This is a genomic window from Agrobacterium sp. 20P9.1.2 (genome assembly GCF_057799395.1).
The window spans coordinates 110,171-129,985 of record NZ_JBYOKI010000008.1; the positions used below are offsets into that span (position 1 = coordinate 110,171).

The 19,815-nt window shown below is 57.8% G+C and carries 17 protein-coding genes; 5 read left to right on the plus strand and 12 right to left on the minus strand.

Features of this window, described 5'->3' with window-relative positions:
- Positions 1–40: 40 nt before the first annotated feature.
- Positions 41–1,756, plus strand: a complete 1,716-nt coding sequence (gene ade, locus AC27VJ_RS20165; RefSeq protein WP_488685497.1) for an adenine deaminase — start codon at positions 41–43, stop codon at positions 1,754–1,756.
- 97 nt (positions 1,757–1,853) lie between these two features.
- Positions 1,854–2,804: a cyclic di-GMP phosphodiesterase gene (locus AC27VJ_RS20170; RefSeq protein WP_488685498.1), complete on the plus strand. Its 951-nt coding sequence runs from the start codon at positions 1,854–1,856 to the stop codon at positions 2,802–2,804.
- Positions 2,805–2,816: 12 nt separating this feature from the next.
- Here AC27VJ_RS20170 and bglA read toward each other — a convergent pair whose 3' ends face one another.
- Positions 2,817–4,484, minus strand: a complete 1,668-nt coding sequence (gene bglA / locus AC27VJ_RS20175) for a beta-galactosidase BglA (protein WP_488685499.1) — start codon at positions 4,482–4,484, stop codon at positions 2,817–2,819.
- A gap of 165 nt (positions 4,485–4,649) precedes the next feature.
- Here bglA and AC27VJ_RS20180 point away from each other — a divergent pair, with 165 nt between their 5' ends.
- Positions 4,650–5,567, plus strand: a complete 918-nt coding sequence (locus AC27VJ_RS20180; RefSeq protein WP_488685500.1) for a sugar kinase — start codon at positions 4,650–4,652, stop codon at positions 5,565–5,567.
- 93 nt (positions 5,568–5,660) lie between these two features.
- Positions 5,661–6,749, plus strand: coding sequence for a bifunctional monoglucosyl/glucuronosyl diacylglycerol synthase (locus tag AC27VJ_RS20185; RefSeq protein ID WP_488685501.1), 1,089 nt, complete (start codon positions 5,661–5,663; stop codon positions 6,747–6,749).
- Between the two features lie 143 nt (positions 6,750–6,892).
- On the opposite strand, the gene AC27VJ_RS20190 is transcribed toward AC27VJ_RS20185, so the two are convergent.
- From AC27VJ_RS20190 to AC27VJ_RS20205, 4 genes are all read right to left on the minus strand, one after another.
- Positions 6,893–7,501: a DUF2026 family protein gene (locus tag AC27VJ_RS20190; RefSeq protein ID WP_113088469.1), complete on the minus strand. Its 609-nt coding sequence runs from the start codon at positions 7,499–7,501 to the stop codon at positions 6,893–6,895.
- 203 nt (positions 7,502–7,704) lie between these two features.
- Positions 7,705–9,144: a ribosome biogenesis GTPase Der gene (gene der, locus AC27VJ_RS20195; protein ID WP_062448760.1), complete on the minus strand. Its 1,440-nt coding sequence runs from the start codon at positions 9,142–9,144 to the stop codon at positions 7,705–7,707.
- A 47-nt stretch (positions 9,145–9,191) separates the two neighbouring features.
- The gene (locus tag AC27VJ_RS20200; RefSeq protein WP_113088467.1) at positions 9,192–9,863 is read right to left on the minus strand and encodes a tetratricopeptide repeat protein; all 672 of its coding nucleotides are present in this window, start codon (positions 9,861–9,863) and stop codon (positions 9,192–9,194) included.
- A gap of 154 nt (positions 9,864–10,017) precedes the next feature.
- Positions 10,018–10,602 (minus strand): NnrU family protein, encoded by a 585-nt coding sequence (locus AC27VJ_RS20205; protein WP_488685502.1) that lies wholly within the window; start codon positions 10,600–10,602, stop codon positions 10,018–10,020.
- Between the two features lie 136 nt (positions 10,603–10,738).
- Between AC27VJ_RS20205 and AC27VJ_RS20210 the strand changes: the two genes are divergently transcribed.
- The gene (locus tag AC27VJ_RS20210) at positions 10,739–11,722 is read left to right on the plus strand and encodes a polysaccharide deacetylase family protein (protein WP_488685503.1); all 984 of its coding nucleotides are present in this window, start codon (positions 10,739–10,741) and stop codon (positions 11,720–11,722) included.
- 55 nt (positions 11,723–11,777) lie between these two features.
- Here AC27VJ_RS20210 and bacA read toward each other — a convergent pair whose 3' ends face one another.
- The 7 genes from bacA to AC27VJ_RS20245 all read right to left on the minus strand — a co-directional run bounded on the left by bacA (position 11,778) and on the right by AC27VJ_RS20245 (position 19,745).
- Positions 11,778–13,055 carry a bacteroid development protein BacA gene (gene bacA, locus AC27VJ_RS20215; RefSeq protein ID WP_488685504.1) on the minus strand — a complete coding sequence of 426 codons (1,278 nt, stop codon included), beginning with the start codon at positions 13,053–13,055 and terminating at the stop codon, positions 11,778–11,780.
- Positions 13,056–13,204: 149 nt separating this feature from the next.
- Positions 13,205–14,389 (minus strand): MFS transporter, encoded by a 1,185-nt coding sequence (locus AC27VJ_RS20220; protein ID WP_488685505.1) that lies wholly within the window; start codon positions 14,387–14,389, stop codon positions 13,205–13,207.
- Between the two features lie 75 nt (positions 14,390–14,464).
- The gene (map, locus tag AC27VJ_RS20225) at positions 14,465–15,217 is read right to left on the minus strand and encodes a type I methionyl aminopeptidase (protein ID WP_488685506.1); all 753 of its coding nucleotides are present in this window, start codon (positions 15,215–15,217) and stop codon (positions 14,465–14,467) included.
- A gap of 50 nt (positions 15,218–15,267) precedes the next feature.
- Positions 15,268–16,329 (minus strand): LLM class flavin-dependent oxidoreductase, encoded by a 1,062-nt coding sequence (locus tag AC27VJ_RS20230; RefSeq protein WP_488685507.1) that lies wholly within the window; start codon positions 16,327–16,329, stop codon positions 15,268–15,270.
- A gap of 142 nt (positions 16,330–16,471) precedes the next feature.
- On the minus strand, positions 16,472–16,939 hold the full coding sequence (locus AC27VJ_RS20235) for an SRPBCC family protein (RefSeq protein ID WP_113088460.1): 468 nt from the start codon (positions 16,937–16,939) through the stop codon (positions 16,472–16,474).
- 98 nt (positions 16,940–17,037) lie between these two features.
- Positions 17,038–18,369 carry an O-antigen ligase family protein gene (locus tag AC27VJ_RS20240; RefSeq protein WP_488685508.1) on the minus strand — a complete coding sequence of 444 codons (1,332 nt, stop codon included), beginning with the start codon at positions 18,367–18,369 and terminating at the stop codon, positions 17,038–17,040.
- Entirely contained in the window at positions 18,366–19,745 is a 1,380-nt protein-coding gene (locus AC27VJ_RS20245; RefSeq protein ID WP_488685509.1) for a GumC family protein, read from the minus strand. The genes AC27VJ_RS20240 and AC27VJ_RS20245 overlap by 4 nt, the downstream gene beginning before the upstream one ends.
- Positions 19,746–19,815 lie beyond the last annotated feature (70 nt).

Below are 19,815 nucleotides of genomic sequence, written 5' to 3' on the forward strand. Positions count from 1 at the left end.
CTTACTCTGCCGCAACGGCAGAATCGCAATGAGGTGAAGCATGGTATCGGCACTCGAGCGCAGGATCGACCAGGGAACGGGCCGCGAGAAGGCCGACATCGTGCTGAAGGGCGGTCGCTTTTTCGACCTCGTTACAGGCGAACTTGTCGCATCCGACATCGCGATCTGCGGCGATACCATCATCGGCACTTGCGAGGATTATGAGGGCGTCGAGGTCATCGACATCACCGGCAAGATCGTCGTTCCCGGTTTCATCGATACGCATCTGCACATCGAATCCTCGCTTGTCACGCCGCATGAGTTCGACCGCTGCGTTCTACCCTATGGCGTAACAACGGCGATCTGCGATCCGCATGAGATTGCCAACGTGCTCGGCACGGAAGGTATTCAGTTCTTTCTGGATTCCTCGCTGGAAACCATCATGGACATTCGCGTGCAGTTGTCCTCCTGCGTACCAGCCACGCATCTGGAAACGTCAGGTGCCGATCTGCCCATCGAAAAGCTGCTGCCGTTTCGCAATCATCCCAAGGTCATCGGCCTTGCCGAGTTCATGAATTTCCCTGGCGTTATCCACAAAGACCCGATCTGCATGGCCAAGCTCGAAGCGTTTCAGGGCCAGCATATCGATGGCCACGCACCGTTGCTGTCCGGCACGGCGCTGAATGGTTATCTCTCCGCCGGTATTCGCACCGAGCATGAATGCACGACCGCCAGGGAAGCGCTGGAGAAAATCCGCAAGGGCATGCACATTCTGGTGCGCGAAGGCTCTGTGTCCAAAGACCTGCATTCGCTGATGCCGATCATCACCGAGCGCCTGTCGCCCTATCTTGCGCTCTGTACCGATGACCGCAACCCGCTAGACATCGCCGAACAGGGGCACCTTGATTACATGATCCGCACGGCCATCGCCAATGGCGTGGAGCCGCTGGCCATCTACCGCGCCGCCTCCATTTCGGCTGCCAAAGCCTTCGGGCTGCGGGATCGCGGACTCGTCGCCCCCGGCTGGCGGGCCGATCTTGTCGTGATCGACACTTTGCAGAACTGCAAGGCGAGCATGGTGTTTTCCGGCGGGCGCAGGGTCACAGACGATCTGTTCGCCACCCGCAAACCCGTTGCACCCGTTGGTCTCTACAGCGTCAAGGCGCGTCCCGTTCAGGCGTCGCATTTCGGCGTTCCCGTTACCGAAGGCGAAACGCCTGTCATCGGTGTCATGCCCGGCAAGATCATCACCGAACATCGGCGTTACACACTTCCCTCGGATGGCAACCAGACGAGCGTCGATCTGGACAACGACATCATCAAGGTCGCCGTCATCGAGCGTCACGGCAAGAACGGCAACCACGCCAACGGCTTCGTGCAGGGCTTTGGTCTGAAGAAGGGCGCGATTGCCTCCACAGTCGGGCATGATAGCCACAATATCTGCGTCGTGGGTGTCAGTGAAGACGACATGGCTCAGGCCGCAAACCGGCTCGGCGAAATCAAAGGCGGGTTCGTGGTCGTGGAAGACGGCAAGGTGACGGGTGAAATCGCCCTGCCCGTGGCAGGCCTGATGAGCCTTGAGCCCTATGAGACCGTGCGCGATACGCTGCATGATCTACGCAAGGCGGCCTATGCGCTCGGGACCACGCTGGAAGAACCCTTCCTGCAGGTGGCCTTCCTGCCGCTGCCGGTCATCCCGCATCTGAAGATTTCAGACATGGGCATGGTGGATGTGGACCGTTTTGCGCTGATCAGCTCGACCCAGGCGTCATTCTAAGTGACATTCCAAATATAAAAACATACTCATATTAAATTAAGACAGTTACGTTAAACAACTAGTTCTGGGAGACGCAGTATCACTGCCGGAGCATCTTGTGGTCGTAACGAGGATTGATAAGTCGCAATTGAAGGTTGGCATGTTTGTCGAGGCACTCGAAGGCGCCTGGCAGGACAATCCAAAACTCGGCAGGCGTTTTACGGTCAGGTCCGGCCAGGAAATCGACATCATCCTCAACAGCAATATCAGCGCTGTCTTCATCAATACCGCGCTTGGCCGTGATATTTCCAGCTCCTATCATCCGTCCGGCTGTCGCAACATCACCACGGCAACCAAGCAGGATAAATTCGAAACGGCCCGGAAAATCCACGGCCACGCTGCGGAAGCCCGCTCGCTGATCGAAGATGTCTGCCTGGGCCGAACCATTACGATGGAAGCCTTTACGCCGCTGGTCAGCGATGTGGCGCGCACGATGGAGGAAAACCCTTCCCTTTACATCGGCATGTCGCGTCTGCGCTTTCGTGATAGCGCGACCTTCGTCCATTCCCTTGCCGTTGCCGCCCTTTTGCTCCACTTCGGTCGGTCCATGCACATGGATGACGAAACCATCGAGCACCTCTGCATGGCAGGTATCCTGCACGATATCGGCAAGCTGACCATTCCAAAGCAGGTTCTGCAAAAGCAGGGACCGTTGAATGCCGCAGAGCGCAAGCTCATCGAACAGCACCCCGAACGGGGTTACGAGTTGCTGTCTACGCATTTGAGCATGCCCAAACTGGTTCTCGATATCTGTCGGTCCCACCACGAAAGGCTGGACGGCAAGGGATATCCCGACAGGCTGGGCGCTGAGCAAATCAGCGTCGAAGTGCGGATGAGCACCATCTGCGACGTCTTCGACGCCCTGACCTCCACCCGACCCTACAAAAAGGGCTGGTCGTCACAACAGGCGCTGAGCTGGATGATGTGCCGCGAAGACCAGTTCGACAAAACCCTGCTCTGGCAATTCATTCTGAGCCTAGACCCTGAGATGACGAAGGGGATTTTGTAACGCAGGGCTTGCTCACGCAAGCTTCCCGCAGAACACATCCAGCGCATCCAGCTTTACCGTACCGGCATCGAACAGCGGTGCGAAGCCCGGCATGCTCAGCACTTCATTGACCTTCAAATCCTTGGGGATCAGAAAATCCACCGGTTCTCGCGTCAGATTGAAGACGAAGAGCAGGGTTTCGGTGCCCTTGTGGCGGGTGAAGGCCAGCAAATCCTGCTGGGTGTCCAGAAACACCATGTCGCCATCACGCAGGGCTGCGTGGTTGCGGCGGAAGGCCAGCACGGCCTTGTAATGGTTCAGCACCGAGTCCGGCTTGCGCTCCTGCCCGTCTGCCGCCAGCATGGCGTGGGCGTAAGGCACCGGCAGCCAGGGCTTTTCGGCGGTGGTGAATCCTGCATTGGAGTTGCCGGTTTCCCACACCATCGGCGTGCGGCATCCATCGCGGCCCTTGAAGGCAGGCCAGAAGCGGATGCCGTATGGATCGCGCAAATCCTCAAAGGCCAATTCAGCCTCCGTCAGCGCCAGTTCCTCGCCCTGATAAAGGCAGATGGAGCCGCGAAGCGTGGCCAGCACGCTGAAAGCAAGCTTGGCGACGCGCGTCTGTTCTTCACTGTTTTCGGCAAAGCGGCTGAGATGACGCACCACATCATGGTTGGAAAAGGCCCAGCAGACCCAGCCATCCGTAACGGCTTTCTGAAACCCGGCCACCGCACCGCGAATATGGCCTGCGGAAAAATCCCCGCCCAGAAGGTCGAAGGTATAGCACATGTTGAGCTTGTCACCATCTGCCGTATAGGCGGCGACGGTTTTTAGCGAGCGGGCTCCATCGCCCACCTCGCCCACCGTCATGCGGCCCTGATATTCATCCAGCAGCCCGCGAAAACGCTGGAGGAAGGCAATGTTTTCCACCTGCGTCTTGTCGTGAATGTGGCTCTGCATACCGTAGGGATTGACGTCAGGCGCATCCAGACCCGCGTCGTCGCTGTCTGGCTCATGCGGCGGGTTATCGCGCAGCAGCTTGTCATGGAAATAATAGTTCACCGTATCGAGGCGGAAACCATCGACGCCACGGTCGAGCCAGAAGCGCACCGTTTCCAGCAGCGCATCCTGAACCTCGGTGTTGTGGAAGTTCAAATCCGGCTGCGAGGCGAGGAAATTGTGCATGTAATATTGCTTGCGCACGCCATCCCATTCCCAGGCAGGCCCGCCGAAGACGGAGAGCCAGTTGGTCGGTGCGGTACCGTCCGGCTTCGGGTCTGCCCAGACATACCAGTCTGCCTTGGAATTGGTGCGGCTGGCGCGGCTATCCTTGAACCAGGGATGCTGGTCTGACGTGTGCGAGATAACCTGATCGATGATGATCTTCAGCCCCAGCCGGTGGGCCTCGGCAATCACCGCATCGAAATCCGCCAGCGTGCCGAACAGCGGATCGACATTGCAATAATCGGACACATCATAACCCATATCCGCCATGGGCGAGGTGAAGAATGGCGAAAGCCAGATGCCATCGACGCCAAGCGAGGAAATATAGGGCAAGCGTTTCGTGATGCCGGGCAGATCGCCATAACCATCGCCCGTCGTATCCTGAAACGAGCGAGGATAGACCTGATAGATTACCGCCCCCCTCCACCAGTCTCCATGTTCTACGACGTTCGGGGTGGAGGCGTTGGGGTCCGACATGGGCAATCTCCAGTGATTTTGTGCAGAGCATATAAAGCCCATCTCAATTCGTAAACGGCAATCACGTTCCATTTCGTAACCGCGACACTCATATGATGACTTGCACTTGCCAGCACGCGCCAAGCATCGTAATGCCGGAACGTCAATTTTCGGGAGGCAATTGCAGTGGGCGGACGGTTTCTTTCTATCGGCGAATGCATGGTGGAACTCTCGCAGGCGGGAGATGGCCTGCTGCGCAAAGGCTTTGCCGGAGATACGCTGAACACCGCATGGTACGCCCGCGCCTGCCTGCCCGCCGAGTGGACGGTGGACTACTTCACCGCACTGGGAGACGATCCGCTCTCCGCCGAAATGCTGGCCTTCATCGGTGAATCGGGCATCGAAACCGCCAATGTAGCGCGCATCAAGGGCGGCACACCCGGCCTTTATCTCATCAACCTCAAGGACGGCGAGCGCACATTCAGCTACTGGCGCAGCACATCCGCCGCCCGCCAGCTTGCCACTGATGCAGATCATCTGCGCGGCACGATAGAGGCCGCGGACCTTATCTATTTCTCCGGCATCACCCTCGCCATTCTGGCGACGCCTCATGCGGTCAATACATTTCTGTCCGAACTGCGCCGCGCGAAAGCGTCTGGAAAACAGGTCGTGTTCGATCCCAACATCCGCCCGCGCCTGTGGGCTGACAAGCAGACCATGCTGAACACAATTTCAGATGGTGCGCGCGCGGCAACGCTGGTCATGCCAAGCTTCGATGACGAGGCCGGTAATTTCGGCGATGCGGATGTCGAGGCCACCATTGCGCGCTACCGCGGGCTGGGCGTTGCCAATGTCGTCGTGAAAGACGGCGCGAAGGGTGCGACGCTGGATTTCGAAGGCCAGCGCAGCCATGCGCCCGCCGTTCAGGCCGTGTCGGTAGTCGATACGACCAGCGCAGGCGACAGTTTCAACGGTGCATTCCTCTCCAGACTCGTCACGGGCAGCACGCCGCAGGACGCCGCCATTTTCGCAGCCAAGGCTGCCGCTACCGTCATCGGCCACCATGGCGCGTTGATAAAGCCGGAGCTTTTGCCCAAGAGCTGAAACCGTCGCTGACATGAAGCTGTAACACGCCTGTCGCATACACGCGAAGGCCCGGCAACAACCGGGATTCGCAAGCGCGGGGGTCGGCACGGCATGACCAGAATAACCATCGTCACAGATGCATGGCATCCGCAGGTCAACGGTGTCGTGCGGTCCATCGAAAACACCAATGCAGAACTGGAGCGCATGGGCGTCGAAGTTTGCATGGTCACGCCGCAGAACTTCCACTCTGTCCCCTGCCCGACCTACCCGGAAATCCGCCTCTCCGTTGCCGGTTATCGCCGCGTGTCGCGCGCCATCGAAAAAAGCCAACCATCCTATGTGCATATTGCCACGGAAGGCCCACTCGGCTTCATGGCACGGCGCTGGTGTATCAAGCACGGCATGCGCTTTTCCACCAGCTATCACACCCGTTTTCCGGAATATGTGGCGGCGCGCTTTCCCATTCCCGAGAGCTGGCTCTATGCCTTCGTGCGCTGGTTCCACAATGGCGGCAGCGCCTGCATGGTGGCAACGCCGAGCCTTGAGACGGAGCTCGATGCACGCGGCGTCAAGAACCTCAGACGCTGGAGCCGTGGCATCGATGCCGGCCTGTTTCACCCACGCGAGAAACTGGCGGAACCCTTCGACCTGCCGCGCCCGATTTTCATGACGGTCGGTCGCGTTTCCGTCGAAAAGAACCTGCCGGAATTTCTCGACCTCGATCTGCCGGGCTCGAAAGTCGTGGTCGGCGATGGCCCTGCCCGCGCCGAGCTTCAGGAAAAATACCCCGACGTTCTCTTCACCGGCGTCAAAACCGGCGAGGAACTGGCCGCCGCCTATGCGCAGGCCGATGTCTTCGTGTTCCCGTCCAAGACCGACACCTTCGGCAACACTATCCTCGAAGCGCTGGCAAGCGGCGTTCCCGTTGCGGCTTTTCCCGTGACCGGCCCTCTCGACATTCTGGGCGCGCATCCCAATGCAGGGCAGCTGAACTCCGACCTGCAAACGGCCTGCCTCAATGCGCTGCATTGCTCACCGGATGCCGCTCTTGCGCTGTCCCGCACCTATTCCTGGGAAAAGGCATCACGCCAGTTTCTGGACAATGTCACGTCCGCGGCCAGCAGTGGATTGCCGGAATTTGCCCATCCTCGGAGAACGGGTGATGGAAATATCGCGAATTTCAATGCTTTTTGGAGATAGGCCTGTGGACGAAAGCGGGCAAGGCTGTCACAAGACGCGTCGGGATGCGACTGCCGCTATCTATAGAGCGGGGTCGGGCTGCTGATTGACGTCAGGCGGCTGCCGCGAGATTACGCTGGCCGTCCTTTTTCATCACCGTCACATCACCACGCGCCTGTCAGGGCATTGCCAGACAGCGGAATGATTCTGGATTCTTTCGACTGATCCGAAACGGAAATCGAACTCTGCATCTGCTTCGGCGACTTGCGGAACCAGCCAGCCGCAATCGAGGCCAGATCGCCGATCATGGCCTGCTTGCGCCAATCGGCAAAGCGGCGGGCGGTCGCTTCCGGCTCGGATTTATAAAAGAAATCACCGGATTGGTTCAAATCGTTGATGGACGGCGCCATCGATGACAGCGGTCGCTGAAACATCTTTGCGGGAACGGCAAGTTCAGCCGCGGCCTGCGAAAAGGCAGGCGCCATGAAGTCGATGGCCCATCCATCCGCCTCCACCCAGCAGTGAAAATTCTCACCCGCACCGGTGACGTGCCCATCGTCGCGATGATCCGCAAACAGAATGCGTTTGCCATCGAGATTATAGGCCGCAAGCCCACCCTTGGGCTTCGCCTTCACCTTGTAATGATGCTCCAGAATGAACGCACCGAATGTGCTGAAATACATGCTGGCCGTAGTAGGGTCGGCATTCTCGTTGATCAGCAGGCTGTTGATGACGCGGTAGATGCGATGATAATCGGTCTGCTTGATCAGCATAGTGTTTTACCTGAGAATGTAACGGTTCAATGCGACATCTGTCGAAAAAATGGGTCGGTGCGACCATGTTACCATTGAGAGCAATCCCTCTCGGGCGTGGCCCGAGCATCTAACGAACCCCAACACCCAATGTGGTTAGATCCTCGGGTCAAGCCCGAGGATGACGTTGAGTGTGGCGACAAGTCACTTAGAAACGGCCAAAATCACCGCTTCTTCTTGGCCTTGTGCTCAAACGGATTATCCGAGCCACGATAATGCACGCGGATCGGAACGCCCGGCATGTCGAAATCCTTGCGCAGATTGTTGACCAGATAGCGCGTGTAGGATTCCGGAATAGCTTCCGGACGCGTGCAGGAAATCATGAAGGCAGGTGGGCGGGCCTTGACCTGCGTCATGTATTTCAGGCGCAAACGACGACCGGAGACAGCCGGTGGCGGATGCTGGGTGACCTGCGCATCCAGCCATTTGTTGAGCTTGGCGGTGGAAATGCGGCGGTTCCAGATCTTGTCCGTATCGATGATATTCTGCATCAACCGGTCGAGGCCGTAGCCTGTGTGGCCAGACATGGGCACGGCGCGAATACCGCGCGCCTGTGGCAACAGCCGCTCGGTCTTTTCACGCAGATCGGCCAGAAACGCCTGCGGGTCTTCGACCAGATCCCACTTGTTGAAGGCCAGCACTGCGGCGCGGCCTTCACGAATGACGAGATCGACCAGCTGCAAATCCTGCTTTTCGAACGGAATGGTCGAATCGAACACGATGACCACGGTTTCGGCAAAGCGGATGGAGCGCAGCGAATCCGCGACCGAGAGCTTTTCCAGCTTCTCCGTCACGCGGGCCTTGCGCCGCATGCCTGCCGTATCGAACATCTTGATGGTGCGGCCACGCCAGTCCCATTCGACCGAGATACTGTCTCGGGTAATGCCTGCTTCCGGGCCGGTCAGCAGGCGTTCTTCGCCGAGATAGCGGTTGATGAGCGTGGATTTGCCAGCATTCGGGCGACCGATGATCGCAACGCGCAGCGGCTTGGTCTCATCGTAAACCGGCTCTTCTTCGTCCTCGTCTTCCTCGCCATCGAGGTCGCCGTGGCGCAGCACGACATCGGTTTCAGCCTCGTCGAAATCGTCTTCTGGCGGAAACGCCACATCTTCGCCAATGGCGGCAACGATGGCATCGCGAAGGTCGATCATGCCCTGGCCGTGCTCGGCAGAAATCGGGCACGGTTCACCGAGGCCCAGCGTATAGGCATCGTAAAAGCCGCCATCGGAGCCACGCGCTTCCGATTTGTTGGCCACCAGCACCACAGGCTTGCCACGACGGCGCAGCATTTCGCCCAGCGTCTGGTCAGCAGGCGTAAGGCCGAATTTGGCATCCACCACGAACAGGGTCAGATCGGCCTCTTCGATGGCCTCCTCCGTCTGCGCCCACATGCGGCCTTGAAGCGTGTCCGGCCCGGATTGCTCCAGACCGGCTGTGTCGATGATGGTAAAGCGCAAATCCACCAGCTTCGCGTCGCCGGGGCGGCGGTCGCGGGTCACGCCCGGCGTATCGTCCACAAGCGCCAGCTTCTTGCCAACCAGACGGTTGAACAGCGTGGACTTGCCGACATTGGGACGCCCGACTATGGCGACGGTGAAACTCATGGAAAACCCTAACCTGAACTATGGCGCGAACTCAGAGCCTCAGACTCTTATGCTGCCTTGCCGGATGCGGCAATATTATCGAGCATGATCTGTGCGCGGCTGGTGACGTTGCGCGGTGCCTGCACATCAGCGGTGATCTGCTCGAACCACTGCTTGGCCTTGACGAAATCACCTGCCTTGTAAGCGGAAAGACCAAGAGCCTCGCGCGCAGAATTGCGCATGGCCTGACCTTCGCCTGTCAGCACTTCTGCCTGCGCGGACACCTGCTCGTAAGTGCCGTTATCCACCAGCAGCCATGCAGCGCGGACTTTGGCAGTATCGCGGAAGACCTGCGGCGCGCTGGTGTCGTTACCGATGGCGGTGAAGGCAGCAATGGCGCCAGCGGCGTCACCCTTCTGCGCCAGAAGCGTGGCAGAGCGGAACTTGGCCAGAACCGGATAAGAGCCATGACCCGCCGTTTCCAGATCGGAAAACGCCTTCAGCGCTTCATCGTTCTTGCCTTCCTGCGCGAGCTTCAGCGCGCTCGCAAACTGGTCGCCGGAAGCGGAAGCGCGGGTGGTGTTCCAGTATTCATAGATACCGGCACCCGCAGCACTCAGCACGATCAGCACAGCGGCTCCGATGACGACAATGCCGTACCGTCCCCAGAAATTGCTCATCTGCTCCGAGCGGATCTGCTCGTTTACTTCGCGGATGAAGGTATCATTCTCGTTCGCCATCGAATTCTCCATATACCCGCACCGAACTATTGCTACTCGTTCGGTCTGCGGACACGCCAAAGCCCTTTGTCGCGACCAGCAAAAAGGCCAACCACGATCATTGGTCGGCCTTCTAGCCTATTTTCCCTTATATGTAAGGGGAAAAGTCACTTTCTTACATTGCGATAGGCTGAACACCGATCAACCATTCGTGCAGCTTCCAGATGAAAGCGGCCCACAACACGACGCCCAGCACGACGGAAATGATATCGTAACGCGCCGAGACGAAGGGACGCGTCACCACCTCGCCTGCCCGCGCCCGCCGCTTCAGCAGAATGCGCATGACAACGCCCCATGCGAGAAACGAGGCGAATAGAATGACCGAAGACGTCTCTCCATTGGCCAGAAGATGCGAAAACGCCCAGATTTTCAGGGCAAGGATCAAAGGATGTTTGGTTTTTGCAACGATGTGTCCAGCGGGCAAGCAGCTTGCCACAAGACAGATCATGGCAAACAGCATCAAGGTCACCGCAATATGGCTCATCCAGATGGGCGGATAATACAGCATGCCCGTGACCTGCCGCGCCTGACCAAAGGCATAGGCCACAAGCAGGATGACGATGATGCTGACCACCGAATAGACGCCCTTGAAAGGCCCTTCACCCAGCCGCGAAATCATACCGGCGCGGAAACCCGGCGCGATGAACCGAAGCGAATGGGTCACGAAGAACAGCAGAAGACAGATCAAAAGCAGCAGCATGGATGGCCCCTTGTGCGAATGCGGAAATGAGATGCTACTGAATTATGGCCAATGAACCAAAATTGCCAGACAAATCAAAGCTTCGCCTTATTGCCGCTTCAAAAGAGCCCTGCCTTCCAAACATATGTGGTCAATAATGCTTCGTTCTTTTGCTGTTTTGAGTTTATCCCTTTCCGTTGCCCTGCCTGCTTTTGCGCAGACAGCCGAAAAGCCAAAACAATTGGTGATGGTCTCCTTCGACGGTGCGGGCGACAACTCGTTGTGGGAGCGCAGCCGTGCCACCGCCAAGGAAGTGGGCGCGCATTTCACCTATTTCCTTGCCTGCACTTTGGTTATGGATCGCAAGACCAGCGCCAAAAGCTATCAGGGTCCGGGCCAGAAGGCTGGTCGCTCCAATGTCGGCTTCGGCCAGTCCATCGAGGAAGTGGAAGCGCGCCTTCGCAACATCTGGGCTGCCAAGCAGGAAGGCAACGAAATCGCCAACCACACCTGCGGTCATTTTGATGGCGGCAGCTGGACGGCGGAGCAATGGGACGCCGAATTCACCACCTTCACCAGCACGCTGGAAAATGCCTGGCAGATGATCGGCAAGAAGGATGAGGAACCGCAGGGCTGGCGCGACATGGTCAAGGGCATCAACGGCTTTCGCGCACCCTATCTTTCTCAGGGCGATGCGCTGACCGCGGCGCAGAAGAAACACGGCTTCGTCTATGATGCGACCAGCATAACCAAGGGCCCGGCCTGGCCCATCAAGAGAGACGGCATCGAGCATTTCGGCCTGCCGCTCATTCCCGAAGGCCCCAACAACAAAGCCATCATCGCGATGGATTATAACCTCTTCGTGCGCCATTCCATGGCCATCGAAAACAGGGAAAAATCAGCCGAATTCGAAGAGCGCGCTTACCAAGCTTTCCGCGCCGCCTTCGACAAGCAATATGACGGCGAACGCGTTCCCCTCCAGCTCGGCTTCCACTTCGTCAAAATGAACGGTGGTGCTTATTGGAACGCATTTGAGCGACTGCTGCGTGAAGTCTGCAAGAAAGAGGATGTGGCTTGCGTGACGTATGCGCAGGCTATGCCGATGATAGAGGCGCGTCGGGTGCAGAAGTCCGAAGGGTAATGGCCTCATCCAATCTCAAAAGAAAAAGGGTGGCACTTGGCCACCCTTTTTTGTGTCACGTCGGCTTGTTGGCAGCCATCTCGCCGCTTTCGGCTTCGCGCTTAAGATAGCGCTGGTCGATCTCCGGCAGCGGCTTGTCATCGATAGCGGCTTCGAAGGCTTTCAAACGTTTGTAGATCGAGAGCAGCTCAACGATGGTCGTCCATGAGTTGATGAGGTACTGGAACGACCCGCGCACCTGATCGAAGACGTTGCCGATCTGCGTGAAGACACCGAGTGTGACCTTACCGGCCGCAATGGAAGGGATCAGCACGATGAGGCTGTAGAGATTGTCCGCCTGAAGATAGAAAATACGTGCGACGTTGAAGTACATATAGTGGAAGTAAAGACGGAAGTAGTTCTTCCGGACGTTTGAAAAAAGCTCAGCTACCGTTACAGGCCGGGCGCGTTCCTCATGGTCTTCGCCGTAAACCAGTTCTTTTCGATAGGCCGCCTCGACGCGCTGGTTACGGAACTCCAAGCCCGGAAGCTTGATGCCGACAAGGGCAAGAAAGCCGGTACCGAACAGCGACCAGACAATGGCCGCCCACACCAGAGCGTGGGGGATTTCACCAACGATCGGAAGTTCGGTAATGGTTTCAGAGAAGGTGAACAGGACGGGCAAGAACGCGATGAGCGTCATGATGGCCCGCACCAAACCGACGCCCAAGCCTTCGACCGTACTGGAAAACCGCATAGTATCTTCCTGAACACGCTGGGAGGCACCTTCGATGTGGCGCAAGCGATCCCAGTTGGCCATGTAAAATTCGTTCATCGCTGTACGCCAGCGGAAGATATAGTGGCTGACGAAAAAGAGGTTCAGCACGCCGACGGTAATGGCGAAGAACAGAATGCCCGTTACCCCGACAAGTCCCATATAGAGTTGTTCTGCTGTAACCGGGGCAGTCTTAGCCAAAGCCTGTTGAACAAGGTCGTAATAAGGACCGTACCAAGCATTCATGGCCACACTGACCTGAACGGAAAAGTAGGTTGCAAAGACGATCAGCGCAGAACCCAGAATAGACCAGTTCTTCCATCTGTGCGGGCTGTATACGAACCAGAAAGCTGAAAACAAGGCAACGGCAACAGTGTAGTATATATAAAACCACAAGAATGGCGGTGACCAGAAAACGGACACCCCAATGACAGGCTGCTCTCCCTGCGGCAACGCTGGCAATCCTATGGAATTCCCCCAGTCTCGTGCGCCGGAGTACCACAGGCCTATCATGAGCAATGTCCAGATTACGGCCGACGTGAAAAACAGTTTGGGTTTTGGGAAGAAGGAATGAAACACGTTTCGAACTCTCGCGAGTTGGGAGGTCAGCCATTATTGGCAAAGCAGTTTTATGGGAAACTAGGCCAGAAATTTGTGCGCAGCAATGAGACAAACGCTAACTTACCAAGATGTAAGACAGCGCACTCGCTTAACCCTCAGATATTTCGTCAATGCGGGCGTCGTAGCACCGGCAGCATCAGCACAATACTGCAGATGAGAACCATGACCGCAAGAAGCGTCGGTGCGGTAAAGTTGCCGGTTGCCTGCGCCACCCAGCCAGCCACAAGCGGCCCGATGATCTGCCCTGTACCGAAAGCGGCGGTCATGAAGGCGAAGGCGCGGCGCGGGCTTTCGGCGGAAAACTCCCGCCCCAGCTGGAGCCCGTAAGCGGTGATGACCATGAAGGTAAGGCCCAGAAGCAGGCCGCCGACGAGAACGCCGATCACAGGCGGCAATGTGACCGAGGCCAGTACGCCGATTGCTTCGATGGCAAGCGCAAACACAAAGGCACGTTTCAGGCCGATGCTGCGCAAAACGGGCTTCCAGACGAAGAGCGAAACGGCGGCGGCGCAGCCTGTGACGAACCACGCGAGAAACTCGACAACCGCGCCCGCCGCAGCCATGCGGGCAATGGTCACGATAAACGTCGCGGTAATGACATAGCCGAAACCGAACAAGCCGTAAGCGAGTGTCACCAACGCCAGCTTCATGTGCCAACGAATGGGCGGCTCGGCTTTTGTTTCAGCGGTGCGTGGCGGTCCATCGGGCAGCACCCGCCAGACGAAGACGAAGGACAGCAGGGTAAAGACGCCGCCTGCGATCCACTCTTCCCGCCACGATGCGCTGCCAGCCTCGAAGACGACCCCGATCAAAAACACCAGAAGAGAGGAAAGAGCGATACCGGCACCGACGCCACCGAAATGCAGGGATTGCACATGGTCTTTTCCCGCCTTTGCCGCATGACCGATGATGATCTGCGAGGTGAAGATCATCGTCAGTGCACTGACGACACCTGAGAGGAAACGAATGACCGTGAAGGCCTCGACAGAACTGAACGCCGCCATGGCAAACAGCAGGATAGCCGTAGAGAAAAGGCCGGACAGCGCAATCAGACGCTCCCGCCCCGCGCCCCAGGAATAGGCTGCCAGAATGGCACCGGCCAGATAACCGGCGAAGTTTCCCGCTGCGATGATGCCCGCCTGCCCCGCCGTCAACGGCACATCCGCCATCATGCCGGGCAGGATCGGCGTAAAGGAAAAACGCCCGAAGCCCATGGCAGATGCCATGGCAAGCGCACCACCAAGGCCAAGCGCAAGGGCATGGCTGGCAGACATGTGTTGACTGGAGTTCATGATCTGCTTATTCCAGTCTGCCGCAGGCGCGACAATCGACTAATTTTGATCGCAGCGATAACTGGGCCTGATCGATCAATCGGCAAGTGTAAGGATTAGGGGGCCGTTCTTGGTTGCCACCACCGTATGTTCGAACTGCACGGTCGGCGCGCTGGGGTCGCTGAACAGCGTCCACGGATCATCGTCACCATCTTCCGCCCAATAGGCACCCATGGAGAGGAACGGCTCGACGGTAAACACCATGCCTTCGGTCATGATGCGGGTTTCGTCCTTATCCGGCCATGTGGCAAGCTCGGTCGGCTCCTCGTGCAAGGAACGGCCTATGCCGTGGCTGGCGAGGTTGGTGATCAGCGTATAGCGGTTCTTCTTGGCAAATGCGCCGATGGCATTACCGATATCGGCCAGCGGACGACCGGACTTGATCTGCTGAAGGCCAGTCCACATTGCGCGCTTGCCATCGCGGCACAGGCGCTCGATCTCTTTTTTGACGGGCGGAACGGCGAAAGACGAGCCGGTGTCGCCAAAGAACCCATCCTTGACCGCCGACACGTCGATATTGACGAGATCGCCCGCCTTGATGATGCGGGGGCCGGGAATGCCGTGGGCGACCTCTTCATTGACGCTGATGCAGGTTGCGCCCGGAAACTGATAGCAGAATTCCGGCGCAGATTGCGCGCCATTGTCTTCCAGCACCTTTCGGCCAATGCCGTCCAGTTCCAGCGTGGTGATGCCCGGTTCCAGCGCATCGCCCATGGTCTGCATCGCCAATGCGCAGATGCGACCGATATCCTTGAGCTTTGCGAGTTCTTCTTCGGTGGAGATAACCATTGTCGTTCCATGCTCGCGGCACCACAGAGCGAGGAGTGCCGCCTGTTCGTTCAGGCCGTGGCTTTCGCCCTATCGGCATTGCCAGTCAATTCTTTTCTGACGATCGGCGCGACTTTGGTGCCGTAAAGCTCGATGCCGCGCATGATCTGCTCATGCGGCATCAGGCCGATGGCCATCTGCAACAAGAAGCGATCATTCCTGAAAACGCCATGCGCCTTGATGATCTTTTCCGCCACCAGTTCCGGCTCGCCAAGGAAGAGATTACCTTCGGCACTGCGCGCCACATCATAATGAGCGCGGTTGGTGGGACCCCAGCCGCGCTCGCGGCCGATGCGGTTCATGACGTCCGCCTGCGGACCGTAGAACTGGTCGGCAGCCTTGTCCGTCGTATCGGCAATGAAGCCGTGAACATTGATGCTGGTTTTCTGCTTCGTCACATCCTGCCCTGCACGGCGCGCGGCCTCGCGATAGAGATCAAACAGCGGCGCAAAACGGCGATATTCACCACCGATGATGGCCAGCGCAACGGGCAGGCCCATGGCACCGGCGCGCGCGACGGATTGCGGCGTGCCGCCAACAGCAATCCAGACCGGCATATGCTCCTGCAAGGGGCGAGGGTAAACGCCGCGACCATTGATCGGTGGATGTTTGGTGCCCGACCACGTGACGATTTCTTTCTCGCGAAGCGCCAGCAGCAGGTCCAGCTTCTCGCTGAAAAGCTCATCGTAATCTTCGAGATTATAGCCAAACAGCGGATAGGATTCGATGAAGGAGCCGCGCCCGGCCATGATTTCCGCACGACCATTGGACAAAAGATCGACCGTCGCAAACTGCTGGAACACACGGATGGGGTCATCCGAACTCAGTACGGAAACCGCGCTCGTCAACCGGATGTTTTTGGTTTTCACGGCAGCGGCGGCCAGAACGGTGGAGGGTGACGATACCGCGTAATCTGGGCGATGGTGCTCGCCAAGGCCGAACACATCCAGCCCCACCTGATCGGCTAGCTCGATTTCTTCCAGCAGGTCTTTCAGCCGACGCGCGCCTTCCGGCCCCTTGCCATTTGGTGCGTTCGGATCGACATCCGCAAATGTGTATAGACCAAGTTCCATGCCAAGCCCTCAATGGTGTTAGTTGAGAGATAGGGATGCAACAGGGCCGTGGCAAACCCAAAATCTGGAAGAAACGCTTCTAGAAAATAGATGGGATGACATGAGGGCTGTCATCCAGCATCCGGCTCGTGACCACGCAGGATCAAAGCCGTTGCAGCAACGCATCCATCTGCTCCGCCGCCGCATTCCACCCTTCTTCAAAACCCATGTCCTCATGGGTCTGCTTGTCGTCGGCAGTCCAGTGCAGGGCGCGGGCTACATATTTGGTTGCACCGTTTCCGGCATCCTCGAAGGTCACATAGCCGGTCATGAATGGCCGGTCGCCCGGGACCCAGCCTTCGCGAAACGCATCGGTAAACACCAGACGCCTGTTGTTGACGACATCCAGAAACACGCCGAGGTTCTCGTAGATCTCGCCCGTCGGCGCATGCATGGTGGTGTTGAAGGCTCCGCCGGGCCGCAGATCTATGACGGCCTGCGAGGTCTGGTAGGGCAGCGGCGCCCACCACTGGATCAGCAATTCAGGATCGGCCCAGACCCGGAAAACCTTTTCCGGCGGGGCGTTTATAATGCGGCTTAGCGACAATTCATGCTCTGCGATCTTCGGCATCGGCTGTCCCTCTCCCCATGAAGCGCGGACACCATACAATATTTAAGCATGTTCGATAAGAGCCGGAAAACAACGCACTTTTGGCGTTTGAAGTCGGTTTATTTGACCACAACCGCCGAGCGTGGACCGCCGACTGGCTGGCGCGAGGCCAAACGCATTTCGTATCGCGCAATGCCGCAGACAAGACCAAGATAGGCCCAATAATACATCAGCGTAATCGTCGGCGACGATATCCAGAACAGAAAGACGGCGTAGGCGCCAGCTCGCAAAAGCGGATGTGGGCAGCGCCAGATAATGCGGAAAATGGCGAGGAGGAAGGCACCGAGAAACAGCAATCCCATGAGGCCCAGTTCCGACAATGTCTCGGCATAGACATTGTTGGGAATTCCCTTGTCCTTTTCCACCGCAAAATCGTTGCGGGTGAAATCCCAGCGCGTGCGACCCGGCACACCAAAACCATATTGCGAGATACCCACCCCGATGACGACATTGTTCTGAAACATGCCCAAGGCTTCCAGCGCGGTCGCGGTGCGGTCACTGATGGAAGAGTTTTCGCTATCGTCGGAAATCTTGTCCAGAACGAAGGTGTCGAGCAACGGTGCCCCGACGAGCAGTAGCGGTAAGGCCAACAACAGGACCTTGATCTTCGACATGGCATTTTTGCTGGTCAGCATCCAGTACAGACCGGCCACCGCCAGACCCAGCAATGCCGTGGTCGAGAAGGTCAAGAGCGCCGCCGTCAGCAGCAGGCAGGCCCGCAATCTGTAGTGCCTGTAGCACGCCAGCAGAAAGGACAGAATGAAAAACGGACCTGCATAATTGCCTTCCAGAAAGGTCGCAGCGCGATAAAGGCGCATGCCCGCGAGGTCGATCATTTGCGGGTTGTCGGGCATGCCGGGTAGATTTGGCAGAGACATTCCAGCCAACGTCATCAGGAACAGTGCGAAATGCACACTGGCGGCAAGAAGCGCCCCAATAATCCATAGATCGACAGCAAGCTTCGGCTTGAAATAGGCGGCATAGGCCACGAGGTTCAGGCCCAGCACACAGATCAGCAGATAGGCGGCTTTCGTCAGCCCGTCGATCTCGGGCGACCAGCGCGCCAGATGCGAGAAGTTGCCGACATTGTCCAGAATTCTGAGATTGATGGTGAGCGCGATCACGCAATAAAATGTCAGCAAAATTCCGAAAATCAGCACCGGCACGTCGAAGACGTGGATGCGCAACATGAGAACAGCGGTCAAACCCCAGACGATGATGGCGATTTCGAAGATTTTCAGAGGGAATACGAAATTGACCGTAAACAGCTGCATGAAGGGCAGCGTCAGGATCAAAACGAAGGCGGCCCAAGGCACCGCACCGTTGAAACCAGCCTTTGCGGCCACCAGCGGCGGGGCGTAATGCGGCGATGATTGCGCGATATTGCTCATGCCGCCAGACCCTTTCTTGCCGATACAGAAAGGAGATCGGCTCTCAAAAGCACGCCAGCCATCATCAGTATGAAGCCGGAGAGACCACCCACGAAAGCGATGGTGTTGTGAGGCGGGCCCGCTCTGCGCAGGGGATAAGCGGCGGCGTCGATCACGCGCGGCTGCTCCTGCGCCGAACCGGCCTGCTCGGAAAGCTGGCGGGTTCTCAATAGGAACTCTTCGTAGACGGCACGGTTGGAGGCAAGCGTTCGCTCCAGCTCGCGCAACGTCACCATCGTGGTGTCATTCTCGTTCAGCTGTCCCTTCAGCTTGTCCAGCTGCGCGCTCAGCAAGGTATTCTGGTTTCTCAGTGTGCGAACATTCTGCACGGCGGCATTGGCGTGGTTGCGCAGCTCGCCATCGAGGATTTCAGCAATGGCGCGGCTGCGTTCCTGCGCCTGCTGGTAATCTGGATGGCGCCTGCCGACAGAGGCCGCCAGCACGTTCAGCTCCGCCCTGCTCTGCTCATAGCGGGTCCGTAGCTGGACGATTGCCTGGCTGAGACTGGTATCCGGTATGGATGGCCGATAATCAGGGTTTTTCCGCGCCTTATCCAGCTCGGCTGCAATGGCCTGCTGCTCGGCAATCTGGCCTGCCAGATCGGATATCTGATTGTTGAGTTCGGTGACCTGCCCGGCAATATCGGACTGTCCATCGATCAAAGCAATGTTGTGTTTCGTACGATAATCATTGACCGCGCGGTCGGCGGCTTCGACGGCGGCCTTGAGGCTCTGCAACTGCTCGGCCAGACTGTTGCCCGTGCGTCGAAAGACATCCGCGGAGCTTTGCTGGCGCTCTCTAAAGTAGATATCGGGTATCCGGTTGGCGATGCGCATGGCCCGTTCCGGCTGCGTATCGGTGACCTTGACTTCGATGATGTAGCTGTCGCCGATACGCTTGAGCTTAACGGCATCACGCAGCTTTTCGACCGCTAGCTGGGTTTTGCGCGCTTTGTCGGGATAATAAGGCGAGGCCGCACCGAAATCCGGGTCATCGTAAAGCTTTTCACTCTCCACCACCTGTCCCAGCACGAGATCGGAGGCGATGACGCCCTGTTGGCTGACCACATACCAGTCGACAGAGCGCTGCTGCTCCGGCTTTTGCAGATCGGTGGCGAAAATGCGCTGACCATCCGGGTCGAGCAGAATCTGCGTGTAGATGAAGTAGTAGTTGGGCATGAGAAATGAAGATGCGTAAGGCAAGCCAGCGCAGAGCAAGGTGACGAGGAAAATCAGCAGTTTTCTGCGCCACAGGGCTGCTGCGACATCGGCAAGCCCTATCAAGCCGCTATAAGCGGGCTGATCATAGACGGGGCTGTTTTCGGCTGCTCTCGACATCTAGACAGCGCTGAAAGTGGTGCGCGACGGTGTGACATCACGTCTGTGCATTAGCGGAAAATGAGAAAGA